Here is a 19,311-nt window from a genome sequence, read left to right as displayed (position 1 = left end):
CGGGAAGGCCCCGGGCGCGGCGGGTCCGACGGTGAGGCCACCGCCGTGCTGACCGGCCTGAACGGCCTGCGCGAGCCCGGTCGGCCCCGCAGGCCGGAACCGACGCCCGCCGCCGAGGCCACCACGGTGACCCCGCGCCGGCAGATCGCAGAGCAGCCCGGCCGTGAGCACCCCCGTGAGCCCGGCCGTGAGCCCCACCGGGAGCCCGCCGACGCCGCCGACGTCGACCACGACGACCACGACAAGGAGCCGGAGGAGCAGAGCCTGGTCAGCCGGCTCACGTCCCGGCCGGTCGTCGCCGCGGTCGGGGTGGGCGCCGTGCTCGCGGTGGCCGCGATCGTCGCCTTCTTCACGACCTCCGAGCCGGAGGCCACCCCGACGGAGCCCGCCCCGGCGGCGGTGAGCGCCCCCGCGGCGCAGCCGGAGCCGACCGTGCAGGCCATCGACCTGCGCAGCGACAAGGCGGTGGCGTTCCTCACCGCGCTGCGCGACGCCGACATCCCCACGAGCAGCAGCGGACAGGCCGAGGTCGAGGCCGCCGACGCGATCTGCTCGCAGCTGGACCAGGGCGCCGACGAGGCGCAGCTCGCCCGGTCCGTGCCCGCGGTGCTGCCGAACGTCACCCGCCGCCAGGCGAGCGACGTCGTCGACTACGCCCAGCAGCACTACTGCTGACGGCACCGGTCACGGTGGGCCCCGTCACGGTGGGCCCGGTCACGGTGGGCCCCGTCACGGTGGGCACAGCGTGCCGGACTCCGGCATGACGCCGTCGACCAGCATCGCGTCCACGATGCCGCGGATGCACGGGGTGCGCGGGTAGGCCCCGGTGCCCGCGCCCTGCCAACTGATGAAGCGGGCGGTTGCGAGCGAGTCGGCGGTGCGCCGGGCCCCGTCCAGCGCGGCCCGGGGGTCGGCCGCCGTGCCGATCACGAGGATCGGCGGCGCCCCCTCGGCCATCCCGGCCACCGGCGACTCCCGGCCGGTCGGCCACGGCGCGCACGCGAGGAGCCGCATCGCGAGCGCGGCCCCGAACGTGGGGTAGGCGGAGACCCAGCGCTGCGCGACGTCCTCGATCTCGCCGGGGGCGAGCCGGCGCTGGGTGTCGTTGCAGCTGGTGGCGAGCATCCCGTCGAACAGGCTGCGCGGGCCGGTGATCGGGGCGAGGACCATCAGCATCGGCATCGGGTCGCCCGCGTTCGCCGCGGCGAGGGCGGCCGCGAGCCCCGGCCACCGCCGCGGCTCGCCCAGCCCGACCAGCAGGGCGGTGACGGTGGCGCCCGCGGTGAGCCTGCTGCCGTCGTCGGCCACGAGCGGCTGCCGTTCCAGGCGCTCCAGCAGCGCGGCGATCGTCGCCTGCGGGTTGGCCCCGAGCGGGCAGTCCGGGCGCGCCGAGCAGGCCACCCCGAACGCGTCGAGCGCGGCCTCGGCGGCCGCGGCCCTGCTGTCGGACAGGTCCGGCTCGTCCAGGGTGGGGTGCAGCGGCCCGTCGAGCACGAGGCGCCCGACCGAAGACGGCGCCGACCTCGCCCACATGGCGAGCGCGGAGGCCCCGTCGCCCACGCCGACCGCGGACAGCCGTTCCACCCCGAGCGCGGCGCGCAGCAGCTCGACGTCGGACGCGGTCGACGCGCTGCGGTAGCTGCCCAGGCCGCCGTCGAGCGTCAGGTTGCACTCCTGCACCACCGCGCGCGCCCGCTCCAGGAGGAGGGCGAGGTCGGCCTCGCCGATCGACTCGAGGTTCGCGTCCACGAGCGCCGCGCGGGCGTCCTCCGGCGCGCAGTGCAGGATGTCCTCGCCCGCGCCGCGCCGGTCGAGGCCGATGAGCGTGTAGTGCTCCAGCAGGCCCGGGTCGATCATGCCGGCGAGGACGGCCGCGTGCCGGGTGGACGGCTCCCGGGTGGTGTCGCCGAGCACGAGGAGCGGCGGCCGGTCGGGCGGCGCCCCCGCCTCCCCGACGCGGATCACGCCGAGGGTGACCGCGCCCAGCGAGGGCTGGTCGGGGTCGGCGGGCACGGTGAGCTCGCCGCAGTCCACCCGCAGCTGCCGGTCGGCGGGCACCGGCTCGACGAGGGTGACGAGCGTGTCCTCGGTGCACTCGAAGAACGGGATGGTCGCCCGCTGCGGCTGTGGCTCGGGCAGGACGGGTTCCTCGGTGGGCGCGGGCAGCTCGGGCACCGCAGGCACGTTCTCACCGCGCACGGCCACCGGCGGGCGCTGCGACGGCCCGACGGTGCAGCCGGCGAGCGTCACGACGAGGCAGAGCAGCGCCACCACGCGGGGGACGGCCGCTCCGACCGCATGACGCGGTGGTCGTGCCACGTGCCCTCCCGGTCGTGCTGGATCCCGGCCCAGCTTGCCGCACGCCCGGTGTGAGAGACGTGAACCCCGGTTCGGGAGAGGGGTGGCTCAGGCCACGCGCGGCCGGGGGTGGGGGTGGTCCAGCTCGAGCCGCACCGCGACGGGGAGCTCGGTGAGCTCGAGCGAGGCGCGGGCGGTGGTGAGCACCTCGGAGTGGAGGCGGGCGAGGACGTCGCGGACGTTGGCGTCGTCGGTGAGCCAGAGCGTGACGCGCATCGCGGGCGCGGCCTCGGTGCCGACGAGCCGGGCCCTGGCCCGGCCGACGCCGGGCAGCTCGCCCGCCTGGGCGGCGACCGCCTCGGCGGCGGCGTGGGCGCTCACCACGACGGAGGTGTCGCCGGCGGCCGCCAGGGGGCCGAGGACGAGGTCGGGGTGGTTCTCGGGGCGCAGCGCGTGGGCCGCCCACACGATCCCGAGCACGGTGAGCAGCAGGCCGCAGGCGATCGCGGCGAACCGGGCGACGAGCGGCTGCGCCTGCAGGGCCGCCACGATCATCGGGTCGAGCAGCGGCCTGCTCGCGCGGCCGGCGCCGAAGACGCCGTAGGACAGCAGCGCGACGAGGGTGCCCCCGACGAGCAGGACGAGCCCGAGCACGATCGCGACGGCGCGTTCGCCCGCGGCGGACCGGGCGACGGCCGCGGTCGCCCGCCGCCGCAGCGCGGCGGGGTCGGTGGGGCGCTGCACGCCTGCGGTCACCGCGGCCCCCTCCTTTCCTGCACCGTCACGGTGACCCGCGGGCGCCTGCGCAACGGCACCTCGTCGAGCAGGCCCTCCACCCGGGCGCGCACGCGGTCGGCGAGCCCGGGGTCGGCGTCGTTCCAGGCCTCGGCGGCCACGGTGACCCGGCGCCGCGAGGCCGTGACCGACGCGGCGGCGACGTCGTCGGCGGCCCGCACCCGCCTGCCGACGAGGCGCGCGAGCACGCGGGCCGACGTGGTGACCGTGATGTCGGGGGCCGGGGCGTCGACCGCGATGTCCGGGCGGCGGGCGAACAGGCCGACGAGCAGGAGGAGCAGCCCGAACACGGCCGTGCCGATCGCGATGCCCGGCACCGGGGCGTCGGTCCACGCCGTCCGTTCGAGCGCGGCGTACCACTGCGGCCACGGCACGACGAGCCCGTCGCCGTCGTCCGGCCGCACCGACAGCGCGACCACCTCGAGCACCACCAGCGCGCCCACCAGCGCGACGGCGAGGCCGAGCAGCGGGACGAGCACCCGCAGCAGCACGCGCACGACACTTCCTCCCTCGCTCGAGGCCCCTGCCCCAGGATCTCAGCGCGGCCGGCTCGCCACGGGGTGCGCCGCGCGCAGGCCGTCGATCGTCACGGTCATGGCGCGCACGCGGTGCCCCGCGATGCGCGCGACCTCCTCGCCCACCTTCTGCCGGACCGCCGCGACGACGCTGCGCACCGGGGCCGGGTACTGGAGCGTGAGCTCGAGCCGGACGTCGACGGTGGGCGGGTCCCCGGGCCCGGTGGTGACGCGCGCGCTCGCCCCGGCCTCGCCGATGTCGATGCCGGCGATGTGCCGCGCGTGGCGCAGGGTGCCGGGCACCTGGTCCGCGGCGTGCTCCACGATCTTGCGGAGCACGGCCGGGTGGATCTCCAGCCGGCCCCGCTCCTCGGCGGCCGGGAGCGGGTTCACCGGTCGCGACCCCGTCCGAACAGGGCGTTGAGGTCGAGCTGGCCGTCGAGGGCGCGGCCGACGAGCAGCCCGATCGCGCCGAGCACGAGCACGATCAGGAAGGCGGACAGGCCGCCGAACGCCCCGGCGAGGCCGAGGACGAGGCCGGTCAGCAGGCCGGTCTGGGTCGCGTTCATCCTTCTCCTCTTACAGGACTCTCTGGCTGCGTCGGCGGTGCCACGTGCGGATCAGCGCGACGCCCACCCGCACCGGGAACGGCAGCGGCCGCACCACCTCGACCGGGGCGTCGTAGCGCGCGGTCTCGTCGCCTGCCTCGTCGCCGTCCGCGGCCGAGGAGGCGGCCTGCTCGGCCGCGCGGAACCGGGCGAGCCCGGCGCGGAAGACCTCCGGGTCGCCGCCGCGGTCCGGGTGGTTCTCACGCACGAACGCCCGGTAGGCGGCCCGCTCCTCGGGGGTCACGACGCCTCTCCCGGCAGCACGACGTCGGCCACGGTGATGTCGACGCGGGCGCCCCCGCACAGCCGGGACACCTCGCTGCGCAGCGCGGCGACGGTCTCGGGGATCGGCCGGTCGCAGCGCAGCACGACGGCCACCTCGACGGGGGCGCCGCGCTCGCCGATCCGGACCCCGACCAGCTTGCGCCCCGGCAGGTAGGTGGCGACGTCGTTGTAGATGCCCCCGTGCAGGCGGGCCACCGCGGGGTGCGCGGTGACGGCGGCGGCCACCCGTTCGGCCAGCGCGTCCTCCGCGGAGGCGCCCGCGACCGCCGTTCTCGAGGCCGGAGCGGTCATTCGACCCGGGCGGACTGCACGGGCGGCTGGGCGTCCTCCTCGAGGGCCAGCGGCAGGTGGATGTCGTTGACCGCGATGTTCACCTCGATCACCTCGAGCCCGGTCATGCGCTCGACGGCGGTGATCACGTTGCGGCGCACGGCGCGGGCCAGCTCGACGATCGACGCGCCGTACTCGACGACGATGTCGAGGTCGATCGCGGCCTGCTTCTCGCCGACCTCGACCTGCACGCCCGCGATGTTGGCCGCGCCGGTGCCGCCGCCGGGGATCCGCTCCCGGATCGCGCCGAACGCCCGCGAGACGCCGCCGCCCATCGAGTGCACGCCGGAGATCTCGCGCGCGGCGATGCCGGCGATCTTCTGGACCACCGAGGCCGCGATGGTGGTCTTGCCCTGGGAGGTGTCGTCGGCGAGCCGGGCCGGGGACGAGACCGTGGTGGTGGGTGTCGTCGTCGTCGGTGTGGCGGTGCTCTCGCTCATGTGGTCGATCCTCCTCCATCCCCTCGCCGGAGTGTTCGCCGGTGGAAGGCGGATTTCCGGCCCACGCTCCGGGGATGTCACTCGATCGGGGTATCGTCGGTGGCGCGGCGGTAGCGCAGCAGCAGGACGTCGTCCTCGCGCAGGACGTCGGCGAGCTCGAGCCGGCGCAGGTGCTCGCCCTCCGGGCCCGCCGCAACCCGGCCCGCCCCGCCGCCGACGAGCAGCGGGGCGACCGTGAGGCACAGCTCGTCGACGGCGTCGGCCGCCACCAGGTCGCCGAGCAGCGTGGGCCCGCCCTCGCAGAGCACGCGGTGCAGGCCGCGGCGGGCGAGCTCGGCGAGGACGACGTCCGGGGTGAGGCGCTCGAGCGCCACCACGTCGGCGCCTGCCGCCGCGAGCCGATCCCGGTGCGGCGCGGGCGCGGAGCCGAGGGTGAGGACGATCGGCGGGACGCGGGTGTCGGTGAACAGCCTGCTTCGCGGGTCGAGCCGCGCCGAGCCGGTGACGACCGCGATCGGGGGCGGGGTCGCCGCGCCGAGGGTGGGCCTGCGGGCGCCGCGGTAGTCCTCGGCGCGCACCGAGCCCGCGCCGACGAGGATCACGTCGGCGAGGCGGCGCAGCAGGCGGAACACCCGGCGGTCGGCGGGGGAGCCGAGGCCCGCGGACGTGCCCTGCACGCTCGCCGCGCCGTCCGCGCTCGCCACCAGGCACGCGCGCACGAACGGCGCCCCGAGGTCCGGCGGGTAGGCGTAGCGCTGCGTGAGCTGCTCGTCGTCGAGTTCGGGTCCGGCGGGCAGCAGCGGTCGCATCCGGTCATCCCAGCACAGCCGGGCCCGGCCGGCCGAGAGCAACGTCACGACCCCGGCGGGGCGAACCCGCCCGGGCCCACTATGGAGTGAAGGCGAGGCTCACCTATCGTGTGCTTGTGCTGACGACACCGGCCGCTCCTGCGCCCGCGGTCGGTTCGTTGCGCGTGCGCCGCCTCGCCGGGCTCGCGCTGCTCGCGGTCGTGCTGGTGGGCGCGTGCCTCGCGAGCATCGCGGTCGGGGCCAAGGCGATCCCCCTCGGGGGCGTGTGGCACGCGGTGTTCACCCCGACGGGCCTCGAGGACGACATCGTGGTGCGTTCGCTGCGGATGCCCCGCACGCTGCTCGGCGTGCTGGCGGGGGGCGCGCTCGGGCTCGCGGGCGCGCTGATCCAGGGCCACACCCGCAACCCGCTCGCCGACCCGGGGCTGCTCGGCGTCACCAACGGGGCGGCGTTCTTCGTCGTCATCGGCATCTACGTGTTCGGCGTCGGGAGCCTCTACGGCTACGTCTGGTTCGCCTTCGCAGGCGCGCTGGCCGCGAGCGTGGCGGTGTTCCTGCTCGGCTCGGTCGGGCGCGGCGGGCCCACCCCGGTCACGCTCGCGCTCGCGGGCGCCGCGGTGTCCGCGCTCCTCGCGGCGCTCACCTCGGCCGTGGTGCTCATCGACGTGCAGACCCTCGACGCCTACCGCTTCTGGGCGGTCGGGTCGCTCGCCGGGCGCGACGTCGAGATCGCGGGCCAGGTGATCTGGTTCCTGGGCGCCGGGGCGCTGCTCGGGCTGGCGGGCGCGCCCGCCCTGAACGCGCTGTCGCTCGGCGAGGACGTCGCCCGCTCCCTCGGCCACTCCGTGCAGCGCACCCGCGTGATGGGGGTCGTCGCGATCACCCTCCTCGCCGGCTCGGCCACCGCGGCGTGCGGGCCGATCGCGTTCGTCGGCCTGGTCGTCCCGCACGTCGTGCGGTCGTTCACCGGCCCGGACTACCGGTGGCTGCTGCCCGCCTCCGCGCTCGCCGGTGGCGCGCTGCTGCTCGTCGCCGACGTCATCGGGCGGGTGGTCGTGCGGCCGGGCGAGCTGCAGGTCGGGATCGTGCTGGCGCTCATCGGCGGGCCGTTCTTCGTCTGGCTCGTGCGCCGCCGGAAGATGGTCGCGATCTGATGGCCGTCCTCGACAGGCCCGTGCACCGGGTGCCCGGCCGCCCCGCCTTCCGCGCGCGGCGCGTCTCGCTGGTCTGGCGGCCGCGGTACGTGCTCGTGTTCCTGCTCGGCGTCGCGGTGCTCGTGCTCGGCGTGGCGGCGAACGTCGGCCGCGGCGAGTACCCGATCGCCATCTCCGACGTGCTCGCGGTGCTCTTCGGCGGGGGCGAGCAGAGCCAGCAGTTCATCATCCTCGAGCTGCGGCTGCCCCGTTCGCTCACCGGCGTGCTGGTCGGCGGCGCCCTCGCGGTGGCCGGGGCGATCACCCAGTCGATCGCGCGCAACCCGCTCGCGAGCCCGGACATGATCGGCCTCACCGCGGGCGCGAGCGCGGCCGCGGTCTTCGTGATCGTGCTCGGCGGCGGGTTCGGCGCGGTCGGCGGGTTCCTCGCCTCCGCGGGGCTGCCCATGGCGGCTTTCCTCGGCGGCCTCGCCACCGCCACCGCCATCTACGCGCTGGCCTGGCGGCGCGGCGTGCACGGGTTCCGGCTCGTGCTGGTCGGCATCGGCTTGCAGGCGATGCTGCTCGCGATCGTGCACTGGCTGCTCGTCGTCGCCGAGGTGTTCGAGGCCGCGCGCGCCTACGTCTGGCTCAACGGCAGCCTCAACGCCCGCGGCTGGGAACACGTCCTGCCCGTGTCGATCGCGCTCGCGGTGCTGCTGCCGGCCGCGTTCGTGCTCGCGCACGTCCTCGGCGCGCTCCAGTACGGCGACGACACCGCGCGCGGGCTCGGCGTCCCGGTGAACAGGGCGCGGTCGCTGCTGCTGCTCGTCGCCGTCGGGCTCGCGTCGGTGGCCACCGCGAGCGCCGGGCCGATCGCGTTCGTCGCGCTGGTGTCGCCGCAGATCGCGCAGCGCCTCGTCGGGGGAGCGCGCCCGCCGATCGGGATGTCGCTCGTGGTCGGGGCGGCGCTCACCGTGATCTCCGACCTCGTCGCCCGCACGGCGTTCGGCGCCACCGAGCTGCCGGTCGGCATCGTCACCGCCGTGCTCGGCGCGCCCTACCTGCTCTACCTGCTCGCCCGTCACGGCCGGGAGGCCCGCGCATGACGCCGATGACCAGTACCGACGCCGCCCCCGTCGAGACCGCCACCGCCGTCCGGCTGCAGGCCGAGCGCGTCCGGCTCGCCTACGGCGAGCGCACCGTGGTCGACGGCCTCGACCTCGACGTCGTCGCCGGCACCATCACGGCCGTGATCGGCCCGAACGGCTGCGGCAAGTCCACCCTCCTGCGGGCGCTGGGCCGGCTGCTCAAGCCCACCGCGGGCCAGGTGCTGCTCGACGGCAGGCGCATCGACAAGATGCCCACCCGGGAGGTCGCGAAGGTCCTCGGCCTGCTGCCGCAGGCTCCCACCGCGCCGGAGGGACTCACCGTGGCCGACCTCGTCGCGCGCGGGCGGCACCCCCACCAGACCTGGTACCGGCAGTGGTCGGCCGACGACGAGGAGGCCGTCGCGCAGGCCCTCGAGTGGACCGGCATCGCCGACCTCGCCGAGCGCCCCGTCGACGAGCTGTCCGGCGGGCAGCGCCAGCGCGCCTGGATCTCGATGGCGCTCGCCCAGGGCACCGACCTGCTCCTGCTCGACGAGCCCACCACGTTCCTCGACCTGGCCCACCAGGTCGAGGTTCTCGAGCTCGTCCGCAGGCTGCACCAGGAGGCGGGCCGCACGGTCGTCATGGTGCTGCACGACCTCAACCTCGCCGCCCGCTACGCCGACCGCCTCATCGCGATGCGCGACGGCCGGATCGTCGCGGCGGGGGAGCCGTCCGAGGTGGTCACCGAGCCCATGCTCGCCGAGGTGTTCGGGCTCGCCGCCCGCGTGATCCCGGACCCGGTGGCGGGCACCCCCCTCGTCGTGCCGATCGGCGGTCACGCTCAGTCGCCCTGAGGTCCCTGGTTGTCACGTGCCACCATGTGACCTCCGACGGCCGCGAACGAGCGAGAGGAGGCCGCAGTGGATCGCTCCCTCTTCGACCACGAGGGCCCCTGGACCGAGGCCGCCTACCTCGCCCTCGAGCACGACGGCCGCGTCGAGGTCGTCGACGGCACGCTGCTGATCGGGCCGGGCCCGCACCGGCGCCGCACCCGGGCGATCGAACGCGTGCGGGAGGCGGTGGCCGCCGCGCTGCCGGACGGGCTGGTCGTGCGCGGACCGCTGCCGCTGCGCCTCGGCCTCGACTGCGTGCTCGTGCCGGACCTGGTGATCACCGCCGCCCCGGCGGAGGAGCCGGCCGACGAACCCGTCGACGAGGCCGGGGCCGGACCGGCGGGCCCGGAGCCGATCGCCGGGCCGCCCGCCGAGGAGACCGCCGAGGACACCGGCGCCACCGCTGACGCGAGCGCCGACGAGACCGCCGACGAGACCGCCGACGAGACCGCTGACGAGACCGTCGCGGAGGGCGACGACGCCGGCGACCCCGCGGTCCCCGAGACCACCGCGCTGCAGACCGTCCCGTCGGCGGCGTCCGAGACCACCCTGCTCCCGACGGTGCCCGTGGACGCCCCCGAGACCACTGCGATGGAGGTGGTGCCCGAGGCCGGCCCCGAGACGGGAGCGCAGGAGGCGGCGCCGCGGGACGCAGCCCCGGAGGAGGCATCCCCGCCGCCGGAGCCGCTCGACGCCTCGGCCGCGCTGATGGTCATCGAGGTGGTCGGGTCCGACCACGGCGCCACCGACCGCAGCTTCAAGCTGCAGCTCTACGCGCGCAGCCGCATCCCGTACTCGCTGCTGCTCGACCACGACGGCCCGTTCGCGGTCGCGGACATGATCATCGGTGGCCGCTACCACGAGTACGCCCGCGCGGGCGGGGACGAGAAGCTGCTCATCGAGGAGCCGTTCCGGCTCGAGCTCGACCTCGCCGAGATCACGGCCCCCGAGCCGGTCCCGCCCCCCGCCGAGGCCGCCGCGCCTCCGGCCGACTCGCCCCCGACCCAGCTGCTCCCCGTGATCCCCACCGACGACTCCGGCGGGACCGCGCACCTCAACGCCTGAGCGGCCACCGGGCCGCGTCGCCCTCCGCGATCACCCCGAATACGCTCCCGCCATGGCGAAGACCGTGCGGGAGGCCTTCCGCGTGCCCGTCGAGCAGATGGACCCGCGGGGCCGGCCGATCGGGCCCCAGGACAAGGCGGCGGGCAAGCAGGAGCTGGCCGCCCTCGGCGAACGCCTCGACCAGCTCCAGGAGGCGCTCTACGCCGAGGCGATCGGCGGCGGGCAGCGCGCGGTGCTGCTCGTCCTGCAGGGCATGGACACCTCCGGCAAGGGCGGCGTGATCCGGCGCGTCGGCGGCCTGGTCAACCCGCAGGGCCTGCACATCGCCACGTTCAAGGCGCCGACCGAGCAGGAGCTCGCCCACCACTTCCTGTGGCGGGTGCGCAAGCAGGTGCCTGCCCCCGGCCGCATCGGGATCTTCGACCGCTCCCACTACGAGGACGTCCTCGTCGCGCGCGTCGACGGGCTCGTGCCGGAGGACGTCTGGCGCGGCCGGTACGCCGAGATCACCGAGTTCGAGTCGGAGCTCGCGGCCCGGGGCGTCACGATCGTGAAGTGCATGCTGCACATCTCCCCGCAGGAGCAGGCCGAGCGCCTGCTGGCCCGGCTCGACAACCCGGCGAAGCGGTGGAAGTACCACCCCGGCGACGTCGACGCGCGCGCCAAGTGGGCCGCCTACCAGGAGGCGTACGCCGAGGCGCTGCGGCGCACCGACACCGACGCCGCGCCGTGGTACGTGATCCCGTCCGACCGCAAGTGGTACCGCAACTGGGCCGTCGCCGCCGTGCTCGCCGAGACGCTGGCGGAGCTGGACCCGAAGTTCCCCGAGCCGGACTTCGACGTCGACGCCGAACGCGCGCGGCTGGCGGCGGTCACCCCAGCAACTGCCGCCCGATGATCTCCTTCATGATCTCGTTGGTGCCGCCGAAGATCGCTTGCACCCGCGAGTCGAGGTAGGCCTTCGCGATCGGGTACTCGAGCATGTAGCCGTAGCCGCCGTGCAGCTGCACGCAGCGGTCCACCACCCGCTTGAGCACGTCGCTCGCCCACCACTTGGCCTTCGCCGCGTCGGCCGCGTCGAGCCGGCCCGCGCAGTGCTCGACGACGCAGCGGTCGACGAACGCCTGGGTGACGTCGACCTCCGTGGCGATCTCGGCCAGCTCGAAGCGGGTGTTCTGGAAGCTCGCCACCGGCTTGCCGAACGCGGTGCGCTCCTTCGTGTAGGCCACGGTCAGATCGAGGGCGCGCGCCGCACCCGCCACGCAGCCGACCGCGATCGACAGCCTCTCCTGCGCCAGGTTCTGCATCAGCGCGATCAGCCCGCCGCCGGGCTCGCCGAGCACGTTGGCGTCCGGCACGTGGACGTCGGTGAACGACAGCTCCGCGGTGTCCTGCGCCTTCATGCCGACCTTCTCCAGGCGGCGGCCGCGCTCGAACCCGGGCATGCCGCGCTCGACCACGAGCAGGGTGAAGCCGCGGCTCCCCGCGTCCGGGTGGGTTCGGGCCACGACGATCACCAGGTCGGACAGGATCCCGTTGGTGATGAACGTCTTCGCCCCGTTGAGCAGCCAGCCGCCCTCGACGCGACGGGCGGCGGTCTGGATGCCCTGCAGGTCGGAGCCGGTGCCGGGCTCGGTCATCGCGATGGCCGTGATGATCTCGCCGGAGCAGAACCCGGGCAGCCAGCGCCGCTTCTGCTCCTCGGTGGCCAGGCGCAGGAGGTAGGGCGCCACCACGTCGTTCTGCAGCGGGAAGCCGATGCCGCTCGCGCCCGCCCGGGACAGCTCCTCGGTCAGCACCGCGTTGTAGCGGAAGTCGGCGACCCCGCCGCCGCCGTACTCCTCGGGCACGTCCATGCCGAGCAGCCCCGCCTTCCCCGCCGCGAGCCAGACGTCGCGGCTGACCTGGCCGTCGTGCTCCCACTGGTCGTGGAAGGGCGTGATCTCCTTGGCGATGAAGGTGCGGGCGAGGTCGCGGAAGGCGTCATGTTCGGCGTCGAAGATGTCGCGCTGCATCGGCCGAGTCTCACATACCGGCCGGTAACAACGAAGCGCGCTGACCGCGGGGCGAAAGCGGTGGATCGGTAGGTTCGAGCGCGTGGATCTCGTGGCCGCCGCAGCCAACCTCGTCGGCATGGCGCGCGGCGGCGTCGCCGACCTGCGCCGCATGCCGCGGGAGCTGGTGGACGACGGCCCGCGCGGCGCCCTCTACCGGTACCTGCCGCTGCCCGGGGTGGCGCCCGCGGGCGGCGGGCCGGTGCTGCTCGTGCCCCCGCTCGGGGCACCCGACTTCGCCTACGACCTGCGGCGCGGGTGCTCGTTCGTGGAGCACCTGCTCGCCGAGGGGCGGACGGTGTACCTGGTCGACCACGGGCCGAAGTCGTTCGCCGACCGCCGCCTCGGGATGGAGCACTGGGTCGACGACGTCGTGCCGTGGGCCGCGCGGCTCACCGCGGAGGACGCGGACGGCGCCGTGCACCTGGTCGGATGGTCGCTCGCGGGCATCTTCTGCTCGCTCGCCGTCGCCGCGGGGGTGCAGGCGGGGGCGCCGCTCCCGGCCCGGACGCTCACGATCATCGGCAGCCCGTTCGACGTGTCGGCCGTGCCGTTCGTGGCCCCGCTGCGTCCGCTCGCGATCGCGACCGGCGGGCGCGGCCTGTCCACGGTCTACCGCGCCATCGGCAGCTTCCCGGCGCCCGTGGTGAGCGCCGCGTTCCACGTGGTCGCCGTCGACAAGCTGGTGACCAAGCCGCTCACGGTGCTCTCCCAGCTCGACGACCGCGACGCGCTCGCCCAGATCGAGGCCGTCGAGCACCTGATGCGCAACATGCACGGCTACCCGGGCCGGGTGTTCGGCCAGATCTTCCACCTGATGCTGCGCCGCAACGACCTCGCCGACGGCGAGCTCGCGCTCTCCGGGCGGACGATCCGGCTCTCGGCCGTGGACGTCCCGGTGCTCGTGGTCGCGGGGCGCGGCGACGTGATCGCGCCGCTCCCGGCCGTGCAGAAGGTGGTCGGGCTGCTCACCGGCGCCCCCGAGGTCCGGTTCACCACCGCGCCCGGTGGGCACCTGGGCGTGCTCACCGGCCGCGGAGCCCGCACCACCACGTGGCCCGCCATCGACGAGTTCCTGGCCGACCACGCCTGACGGCTACTGCAGGTGGGCGCGCAGGAACGAAAGCGTCCGCTCCCAGGCGATCCGCGCCTGCTCGGGGTCGTAGGTGCCGAGGTGGTTCTCGTCGTTGAAGAACGCGTGGCCGGCCGGGTAGATGTGGAACTGCGGCCGCACCCCGGACTCGGCCTCGATCCGCGCGGCGAGCGCGCGCACCGACTCGGGGTCGGCGTACTCGTCCCGCTCGCCGAAGTGCCCGAGCACCGGCGCCGTCAGCCCGGAGAAGTCGGGGTAGTCCTCCTTCAGCACGCCGTAGAACGGCACCGCGGCGCCGATCCGGTCGCCCTGCTGCGCGGCGAGCACGAGCACGAATCCGCCGCCCATGCAGAACCCGACGGCCCCCACCTTCGACGAGGTCACCGACTCGTGGCCGAGGAGGAAGTCGACGGCGCCCGCGAGGTCGCGGGCGGCCTGCTCGACCGGCAGCTTCGCCATCAGCTCCCCGGCCTCGGCGGCGTCGTGGGTGGTGCTGCCGCCGTACAGGTCGGGTGCGAGGGCGACGAAGCCCTCGGCGGCGAGCCGGTTGGTCACGTCGGCGATGTGGTTCGTCAGCCCCCACCACTCCTGGATCACGACGACGCCCGGGCCGCGCCCGGACGCGGGCACGGCCAGGTAGCCGTGGGCCGTACCGCCGTTCGAGGGGAACGTGACGTTCTGGAGCGGGTTGTCGGTCACCGCCCCATGAGACCACGCCCGGCCGGTCGCCGCCGGATCCCCCACTCCGGGACGATCCGGACGGTGTGAGCAACGGTGCAGGTCAAGGGCTTGGGCACGACCGGGAGGGCGGACTAGCGTCGCTCACATGACCTTGACCCGAAGCCGGCACGACGCCGCGGTGGCCGACCTCGTGCGTCGGTACCGGGCGCTGCCGCCGGGCACGCGGGTGCGGCTGGCCAAGAAGACGTCGAACCTGTTCCGGTTCGACGGGGCGGGCTCCGCGGGCACCCTGGACGCCTCCGCGCTGTCCGGCGTGATCTCCGTCGACGACGTGGGCCGCACCGCCGACGTCCAGGGGATGTGCACCTACGAGGACCTGGTCGAGGCCACCCTGCCGCACCGGCTCATGCCGCTGGTGGTGCCGCAGCTCAAGACGATCACCCTCGGTGGCGCCGTCACCGGGCTGGGCATCGAGTCCACCGCGTTCCGGCACGGGCTGCCGCACGAGTCGGTGCTCGAGATGGACATCCTCACCCCCGACGGCGAGCTGGTCACCGCCACCCCCGACGGGGAGCACGCCGACCTGTTCGCGGGCTTCCCCAACTCCTACGGCACCCTCGGCTACGCGCTGCGGCTGAAGATCGAGCTGCAGCCGGTGTCGCCCTACGTCCGGCTGGAGCACCGGCGCGTGGCCACCGAGGACCTCGCCGCCGTGATCACCGAGGTCTGCGGTGCGGGCGAGGGCGGACCCGACTTCGTCGACGGCACCGTGTTCGGGCCGGGGGAGCAGTACCTCACGCTCGGCACGTTCAGCGAGGACCCGGGGCCGGGGGTCAGCGACTACACCGGCCAGCGGATCTACTACCGCTCGATCCGCGAGCGCGCGACCGACGTGCTCACCGCCCACGACTACATCTGGCGGTGGGACACCGACTGGTTCTGGTGCTCCCGCGCGCTCGGCGTGCAACACCCGGTGGTGCGGCGGCTGTGGCCGCGCCGCTACCGCCGCTCCGACGTCTACCGCCGCATCGTCGCGCTCGACCGCCGCTACGGCTTCTCCCGCCTCGCCCACCGGCTCACCCGCACGCCGCAGGAGGAGCCGGTGATCCAGGACGTCGAGATCCCGGTCGATCGGCTCGCCGAGTTCCTCGACGCGTTCCACCGCGAGATCGGCATCCGCCCGGTGTGGCTGTGCCCGCTGCGGCTGCGCGGCGACCGCACCTGGCCGCTCTACCCGATGAAGCCCGGTGAGCTGTACGTCAACGTCGGGTTCTGGTCGAGCGTGCCGGAGGTGCCCGGCAGGCCCGACGCGCACAACCGCCGGATCGAGGAACTCGTGGCCGAACTGGGCGGCCACAAGTCCCTGTACTCGACGGTGCACTACGACGAAGGTGAGTTCTGGGAGCACTACAACGGGCCCGCCTACCGCGCGCTGAAGCAGCGCTACGACCCGAACGGCAGGCAGCCCGACCTGTATTCGAAGGTCACCGGGTGAAGGGGGAGTCATGCAGGTAGCGCAGCTCATCTCGGACGTCCTCGGGCAGGACGTCCCGGTGCGCGTGGTGGCCTACGACGGCAGCAAGGCGGGGCCCGACGGGTCGGACGTCGCGCTGAAGATCGTCACGCCGCGGGCGTTGGCCCGCCTGGTCACCGCGCCCGGCACGCTCGGGCTCGCCCGCGCCTACGTCACCGGCGAGATCGAGGTCGACGGCGACGTCTACGACGTGCTGGACGCCATGGCCGATCTCACGCTCAACGACATCTCGCGCGCCGACCGGCTGCGGCTCGTCCGCACGCTGTTCCCGCTGTGGCTGCGCCACCGCCAGCCGATCCCGGAGCTCGAGTACCGCCCGCGCGGCCGGCTGCACTCGAAGCGGCGCGACAGCAAGGCGATCTCGCACCACTACGACGTGTCCAACCGCTTCTACGAGTGGGTGCTCGGCCCGTCGATGGCCTACACCTGCGCGGTCTACCCCACGAAGGACGCCACCCTCGAGGAGGCGCAGACCGCCAAGCACGAGCTCGTGGCGCAGAAGCTCGCGCTGCGGCCGGGCATGCGGCTGCTCGACGTCGGCTGCGGGTGGGGCGGGATGGTCATGCACGCCGCCGCCGAGCACGGGGTCAAGGCGCTGGGCGTCACGCTCTCGCGCAACCAGGCCGAGTGGGCGCAGGCCGAGATCGAGCGGCGGGGCCTGTCCCACCTCGCCGAGGTGCGCCACCTCGACTACCGTGACGCGCCGGACGAGCACTTCGACGCGATCAGCTCGATCGGGCTCACCGAGCACATCGGCAAGGACAACCTGCCCGGCTACTTCGCCGCGCTGCACCGGCGGCTCAAGCCGGAGGGCAGGCTGCTCAACCACAGCATCACGCAGCCCTACACGCCGCGTAAGCGCAAGACCGACCCGTTCATCACCCGGTACGTGTTCCCGGACGGCCAGCTGGAGCCGGTCGGCCACATCATCTCGGTGATGAACGACGCCGGGTTCGAGATCCGGCACGAGGAGAACCTGCGCGAGCACTACGCGCGCACCCTCGCCGCCTGGTGCGACAACCTCGAGGAGCACTGGACCGAGGCCGTCGCCGAGGTCGGGCTCGGGCGGGCGCGGGTGTGGCGGTTGTACATGGCGGCGAGCCGGCTCGGCTTCGAGCGGGACAACATCCAGCTGCACCAGGTGCTCGGCGTGAAGCTCGGTGACCGGGGCCGGTCCGGGTTCCCGCTGCGCGGCTGGTCGTGACCGACCGCTCCTGAACGGCCACGACCGGTCCGGGAGAATGGCGGCGTGGTCGACCGCCTCTCGCCGCTCGACGCGTCGTTCCTCTTCGCCGAGCACCGCACCGCGGCGATGCACGTCGGCGCGGTGATGACGTTCGCCCAGCCCGAGGACGGCCCGTTCGACCCGGAGGCGTTCACCGAGCTGATCGGCCGCAGGCTTGCGCTCGTCCCCCGGTACCGGCAGAAGGTGCGCGAGGTGCCGGGCGGGCTGGGGCTGCCGGTGTGGGTCGACGACCCGGACTTCGACCTGCGCTACCACGTGCGGCGCTCCGCGCTGCCCGCCCCCGGCACCGAGCAGGAGCTGCTCGAGCTCGTCGGGCGGCTGCTCGCGCGGCAGCTGGACCGGTCGCGCCCGCTGTGGGAGGTCTACCTCGTCGAGGGGTTCGCCGACGGCCGGTTCGCGGTGGTCACGAAGACCCACCACGCGATGGTCGACGGCCTCGCCTCCATGGACATCGGCGCCGCCCTGCTCGACCTCACGCCGCAGCCTCGACAGACCCCGGACGACCACTGGGAGCCGGCGCCCGAGCCGTCCGGGCTGCAGCTCGCCGCGTCCGCCGCCGCGCAGGCGCTGCGCAGGCCGCGGGGCGTGCTCGACCTCGCGGGGCGGGCGCTCACCGACGTCCGCGAGGCCGTGGCGACGGTCGGCCGCACCGTCGAGGGCGTGCTCGCGGCGGGCCGCAGCGCGGCGGCCGTCCGGCCCGTGCAGCCGCTCAACGCCGCCACCGGCCAGCAGCGCCGCTACGGCATGTGCCGCACGGAGCTCGCCGACCACCGGGCCGTCCGCAAGGCGCACGGCGGCACCGTCAACGACGTCGTGCTGGCCGTGGTCGCCGGGGCGCTGCGCCACTGGTTGATCAGCCGGGGCGAGCCGCTCACCTCCGAGACGTCGGTGCGTGCGATGGTGCCGGTCAGCGTGCGGGCCCGCTCCCGGGGGCCGGCCGCTGCGGGCAACAGCATCTCGGCCTACCTGGTGGACCTGCCGGTCACCGAGGAGGACCCGCTGCGCCGGCTCGCCGTGGTGCGCGAGGCCATGGAGGTGCACAAGCGCAGCGGGCAGGCGATCGGGGCGTCCGCGCTGATGAAGCTCGTCGGGCTCGCCCCGCCGATCGTGCACAGCCTGGGCGCGCGCCTGGCGAGCCAGTACTCGAGCAACTTCTACAACGTGCTGGTCACCAACGTGCCCGGCCCGCCGCGCCCGCTGTACGCGCTGGGCGCGCGGATGCTCGACATGTATCCGGTGGTGCCGCTCGCGGGTGGTCAGGCCGTCGCGATCGGGATCACCTCCTACGCGGGCGGCGTGCACTACGGCCTCACCGCCGACCGCGACGCCGTCCCGGACGTCGACGTCCTCGCCGGCGCCGTCACCGAGTCGCTGGCCGAGCTCGTCGCCCTCTCGTAGTCACCTTCCCCCGATCGGGGGCGCTCTGGAGGGAACCCCGCCGTCCGTTCGGCGCAGCGGCACGGCATCCTGCCCCAGTGGACATCGAGGTTCGGCCGCTGGAGGCGGCCGAAGTGGACGCGGCGGACGCCGTCTTCCGCGACGCGTTCTCCACGGTTCTCGGTCCCGGCGCGCACCGGGACACCGAGCTCGTGCGCACCCGGTTCCGGGCGACCCACACCGCCGCGCTCGGGGCGTTCGTGGAGGGAGAGGTGGCGGGCTCGACGCTCGTCACGCGATGGGGCAGCGTCGCGTACTTCGGGCCGCTGTCGGTGGCCCCGAAGCTGTGGGGCCAGGGCATCGGCACGCGCCTCGTCGCTGCCGCCGTCGACGTGCTCGACGGGTGGGGCGCCGGCCACCAGGGCCTGTTCACGTTCGCGCAGAGCCAGCAGCACCACGGCTTCTACCAGCGGTTCGGCTTCTGGCCCCGGTTCCTCACCGCGATCATGTCCCGGCCGCTCACCGGCGCGGAGCCGCAGCTGGGGTGGCGCATGTCGGTGGTGCCGCCCGCCGAGCGGGCCGCCCTGGTCGACGCGTGCGCCGACGTCACCGACGCGATCCACCCCGGCCTCGACGTGCGCGGCGAGATCGCTTCGGTGCTCGACCAGAACCTCGGTGACGTGGTGCTGATCGGCGAGCCGGACGCGCCGCGCGGCTTCGCCGTGTGTCACGCGGGCCCCGGCACCGAGGCGGGCAGCGGGGTGGCGTACGTGAAGTTCGCCGCCGTCCGGCCGGGGCCGGGGGTGGCGCAGGCCTTCGACTCGCTGGTGGCGGCGTGCCAGGGGTTCGCCGCGGACGCGGGCGCCGCGCGGCTCACGCTCGGGGTGAACACCGCCCGCCACGAGGCGTACCGGCAGCTGCTCGCGGCGGGCTTCCGCACCGACAGCCCGGGCGTCACGATGCACCGCCCCAACGAGCCCGGCTACGACCGGGAGGACGTGCGGCTGCTCGACGACTGGCGCTGATCCGACGAACGGCGCGCTCGTCGGACGGGTACCGAC

Annotated in this window: 22 protein-coding genes; 11 read left to right on the top strand and 11 right to left on the bottom strand. The window is 74.8% G+C overall.

Features of this window, described 5'->3' with window-relative positions; all coding sequences use genetic code 11:
* The coding region (locus VKZ81_RS31410) for a DUF732 domain-containing protein (protein ID WP_324245372.1) at positions 1-675 on the top strand (675 nt) is incomplete at its 5' end.
* A 54-nt stretch (positions 676-729) separates the two neighbouring features.
* Here the strand turns inward: VKZ81_RS31410 and VKZ81_RS31405 are convergent.
* From VKZ81_RS31405 to VKZ81_RS31365, 9 genes are all read right to left on the bottom strand, one after another.
* Positions 730-2,319: an alpha/beta fold hydrolase gene (locus tag VKZ81_RS31405; protein ID WP_324245371.1), complete on the bottom strand. Its 1,590-nt coding sequence runs from the start codon at positions 2,317-2,319 to the stop codon at positions 730-732.
* A gap of 87 nt (positions 2,320-2,406) precedes the next feature.
* A complete protein-coding gene (locus VKZ81_RS31400) occupies positions 2,407-3,054 on the bottom strand; it encodes an alkaline shock response membrane anchor protein AmaP (protein WP_324245370.1) in 648 nt (215 codons plus the stop codon).
* Positions 3,051-3,590, bottom strand: a complete 540-nt coding sequence (locus VKZ81_RS31395; RefSeq protein ID WP_324245369.1) for a DUF6286 domain-containing protein — start codon at positions 3,588-3,590, stop codon at positions 3,051-3,053. Before VKZ81_RS31395 ends, VKZ81_RS31400 begins: the two co-directional genes overlap by 4 nt.
* A gap of 39 nt (positions 3,591-3,629) precedes the next feature.
* Positions 3,630-4,001 carry an Asp23/Gls24 family envelope stress response protein gene (locus tag VKZ81_RS31390; RefSeq protein WP_324245368.1) on the bottom strand — a complete coding sequence of 124 codons (372 nt, stop codon included), beginning with the start codon at positions 3,999-4,001 and terminating at the stop codon, positions 3,630-3,632.
* On the bottom strand, positions 3,998-4,177 hold the full coding sequence (locus VKZ81_RS31385) for a hypothetical protein (RefSeq protein WP_324245367.1): 180 nt from the start codon (positions 4,175-4,177) through the stop codon (positions 3,998-4,000). The genes VKZ81_RS31390 and VKZ81_RS31385 overlap by 4 nt, the downstream gene beginning before the upstream one ends.
* A 10-nt stretch (positions 4,178-4,187) precedes the next feature.
* Entirely contained in the window at positions 4,188-4,460 is a 273-nt protein-coding gene (locus VKZ81_RS31380) for a hypothetical protein (protein ID WP_324245366.1), read from the bottom strand.
* Positions 4,457-4,792: a hypothetical protein gene (locus tag VKZ81_RS31375; RefSeq protein WP_324245365.1), complete on the bottom strand. Its 336-nt coding sequence runs from the start codon at positions 4,790-4,792 to the stop codon at positions 4,457-4,459. Before VKZ81_RS31375 ends, VKZ81_RS31380 begins: the two co-directional genes overlap by 4 nt.
* Complete coding sequence (locus VKZ81_RS31370) at positions 4,789-5,271, bottom strand: Asp23/Gls24 family envelope stress response protein (RefSeq protein ID WP_324245364.1); 483 nt, start codon at positions 5,269-5,271, stop codon at positions 4,789-4,791. Before VKZ81_RS31370 ends, VKZ81_RS31375 begins: the two co-directional genes overlap by 4 nt.
* A gap of 77 nt (positions 5,272-5,348) precedes the next feature.
* Positions 5,349-6,080, bottom strand: a complete 732-nt coding sequence (locus tag VKZ81_RS31365) for a pyrimidine reductase family protein (RefSeq protein WP_324245363.1) — start codon at positions 6,078-6,080, stop codon at positions 5,349-5,351.
* A 119-nt stretch (positions 6,081-6,199) separates the two neighbouring features.
* Here VKZ81_RS31365 and VKZ81_RS31360 point away from each other — a divergent pair, with 119 nt between their 5' ends.
* The 5 genes from VKZ81_RS31360 to VKZ81_RS31340 all read left to right on the top strand — a co-directional run bounded on the left by VKZ81_RS31360 (position 6,200) and on the right by VKZ81_RS31340 (position 11,163).
* Entirely contained in the window at positions 6,200-7,234 is a 1,035-nt protein-coding gene (locus VKZ81_RS31360) for a FecCD family ABC transporter permease (RefSeq protein ID WP_414709525.1), read from the top strand.
* A complete protein-coding gene (locus VKZ81_RS31355; RefSeq protein WP_324245361.1) occupies positions 7,234-8,322 on the top strand; it encodes a FecCD family ABC transporter permease in 1,089 nt (362 codons plus the stop codon). The genes VKZ81_RS31360 and VKZ81_RS31355 overlap by 1 nt, the downstream gene beginning before the upstream one ends.
* Positions 8,319-9,161, top strand: a complete 843-nt coding sequence (locus VKZ81_RS31350; protein ID WP_324245360.1) for an ABC transporter ATP-binding protein — start codon at positions 8,319-8,321, stop codon at positions 9,159-9,161. Before VKZ81_RS31355 ends, VKZ81_RS31350 begins: the two co-directional genes overlap by 4 nt.
* Before the next feature lie 66 nt (positions 9,162-9,227).
* Complete coding sequence (locus VKZ81_RS31345) at positions 9,228-10,265, top strand: hypothetical protein (RefSeq protein ID WP_324245359.1); 1,038 nt, start codon at positions 9,228-9,230, stop codon at positions 10,263-10,265.
* 52 nt (positions 10,266-10,317) lie between these two features.
* Positions 10,318-11,163 (top strand): PPK2 family polyphosphate kinase, encoded by an 846-nt coding sequence (locus VKZ81_RS31340; RefSeq protein WP_324245358.1) that lies wholly within the window; start codon positions 10,318-10,320, stop codon positions 11,161-11,163.
* Here the strand turns inward: VKZ81_RS31340 and VKZ81_RS31335 are convergent.
* Positions 11,138-12,280 carry an acyl-CoA dehydrogenase family protein gene (locus tag VKZ81_RS31335; RefSeq protein ID WP_324245357.1) on the bottom strand — a complete coding sequence of 381 codons (1,143 nt, stop codon included), beginning with the start codon at positions 12,278-12,280 and terminating at the stop codon, positions 11,138-11,140. The genes VKZ81_RS31340 and VKZ81_RS31335 overlap by 26 nt on opposite strands.
* A 118-nt stretch (positions 12,281-12,398) precedes the next feature.
* On the opposite strand from VKZ81_RS31335, the gene VKZ81_RS31330 reads away from it, so the two are divergent.
* Complete coding sequence (locus VKZ81_RS31330) at positions 12,399-13,412, top strand: alpha/beta hydrolase (protein ID WP_324245373.1); 1,014 nt, start codon at positions 12,399-12,401, stop codon at positions 13,410-13,412.
* Between the two features lie 3 nt (positions 13,413-13,415).
* Here VKZ81_RS31330 and VKZ81_RS31325 read toward each other — a convergent pair whose 3' ends face one another.
* Positions 13,416-14,111, bottom strand: coding sequence for a dienelactone hydrolase family protein (locus VKZ81_RS31325; RefSeq protein WP_324245356.1), 696 nt, complete (start codon positions 14,109-14,111; stop codon positions 13,416-13,418).
* A gap of 127 nt (positions 14,112-14,238) precedes the next feature.
* Between VKZ81_RS31325 and VKZ81_RS31320 the strand changes: the two genes are divergently transcribed.
* From VKZ81_RS31320 to VKZ81_RS31305, 4 genes are all read left to right on the top strand, one after another.
* Entirely contained in the window at positions 14,239-15,588 is a 1,350-nt protein-coding gene (locus tag VKZ81_RS31320; protein WP_324245355.1) for an FAD-binding oxidoreductase, read from the top strand.
* Positions 15,589-15,598: 10 nt separating this feature from the next.
* Entirely contained in the window at positions 15,599-16,831 is a 1,233-nt protein-coding gene (locus VKZ81_RS31315; RefSeq protein WP_324245354.1) for a cyclopropane-fatty-acyl-phospholipid synthase family protein, read from the top strand.
* A 45-nt stretch (positions 16,832-16,876) separates the two neighbouring features.
* Complete coding sequence (locus VKZ81_RS31310; RefSeq protein WP_324245353.1) at positions 16,877-18,271, top strand: WS/DGAT/MGAT family O-acyltransferase; 1,395 nt, start codon at positions 16,877-16,879, stop codon at positions 18,269-18,271.
* A 77-nt stretch (positions 18,272-18,348) separates the two neighbouring features.
* Positions 18,349-19,275 carry a GNAT family N-acetyltransferase gene (locus VKZ81_RS31305; RefSeq protein ID WP_324245352.1) on the top strand — a complete coding sequence of 309 codons (927 nt, stop codon included), beginning with the start codon at positions 18,349-18,351 and terminating at the stop codon, positions 19,273-19,275.
* The last annotated feature ends 36 nt before the right edge of the window (positions 19,276-19,311 follow it).

The sequence above is a fragment of the Pseudonocardia sp. genome, assembly GCF_035305885.1.
Taxonomy (GTDB): domain Bacteria; phylum Actinomycetota; class Actinomycetes; order Mycobacteriales; family Pseudonocardiaceae; genus Pseudonocardia.
This window is presented reverse-complemented; position numbering and strand designations above follow the sequence as displayed.

Excerpts from the sequence above, each read along its gene's own strand:
- VKZ81_RS31385 (WP_324245367.1), bottom strand. The coding sequence starts at position 4,177 with ATGAACGCGACCCAGACCGGCCTGCTGACCGGCCTCGTCCTCGGCCTC.
- VKZ81_RS31375 (WP_324245365.1), bottom strand. The coding sequence starts at position 4,792 with ATGACCGCTCCGGCCTCGAGAACGGCGGTCGCGGGCGCCTCCGCGGAG.
- VKZ81_RS31370 (WP_324245364.1), bottom strand. The coding sequence starts at position 5,271 with ATGAGCGAGAGCACCGCCACACCGACGACGACGACACCCACCACCACG.
- VKZ81_RS31365 (WP_324245363.1), bottom strand. The coding sequence starts at position 6,080 with ATGCGACCGCTGCTGCCCGCCGGACCCGAACTCGACGACGAGCAGCTC.
- VKZ81_RS31355 (WP_324245361.1), top strand. The coding sequence starts at position 7,234 with ATGGCCGTCCTCGACAGGCCCGTGCACCGGGTGCCCGGCCGCCCCGCC.
- VKZ81_RS31350 (WP_324245360.1), top strand. The coding sequence starts at position 8,319 with ATGACGCCGATGACCAGTACCGACGCCGCCCCCGTCGAGACCGCCACC.
- VKZ81_RS31340 (WP_324245358.1), top strand. The coding sequence starts at position 10,318 with ATGGCGAAGACCGTGCGGGAGGCCTTCCGCGTGCCCGTCGAGCAGATG.
- VKZ81_RS31335 (WP_324245357.1), bottom strand. The coding sequence starts at position 12,280 with ATGCAGCGCGACATCTTCGACGCCGAACATGACGCCTTCCGCGACCTC.
- VKZ81_RS31330 (WP_324245373.1), top strand. The coding sequence starts at position 12,399 with ATGGCGCGCGGCGGCGTCGCCGACCTGCGCCGCATGCCGCGGGAGCTG.
- VKZ81_RS31320 (WP_324245355.1), top strand. The coding sequence starts at position 14,239 with ATGACCTTGACCCGAAGCCGGCACGACGCCGCGGTGGCCGACCTCGTG.
- VKZ81_RS31315 (WP_324245354.1), top strand. The coding sequence starts at position 15,599 with ATGCAGGTAGCGCAGCTCATCTCGGACGTCCTCGGGCAGGACGTCCCG.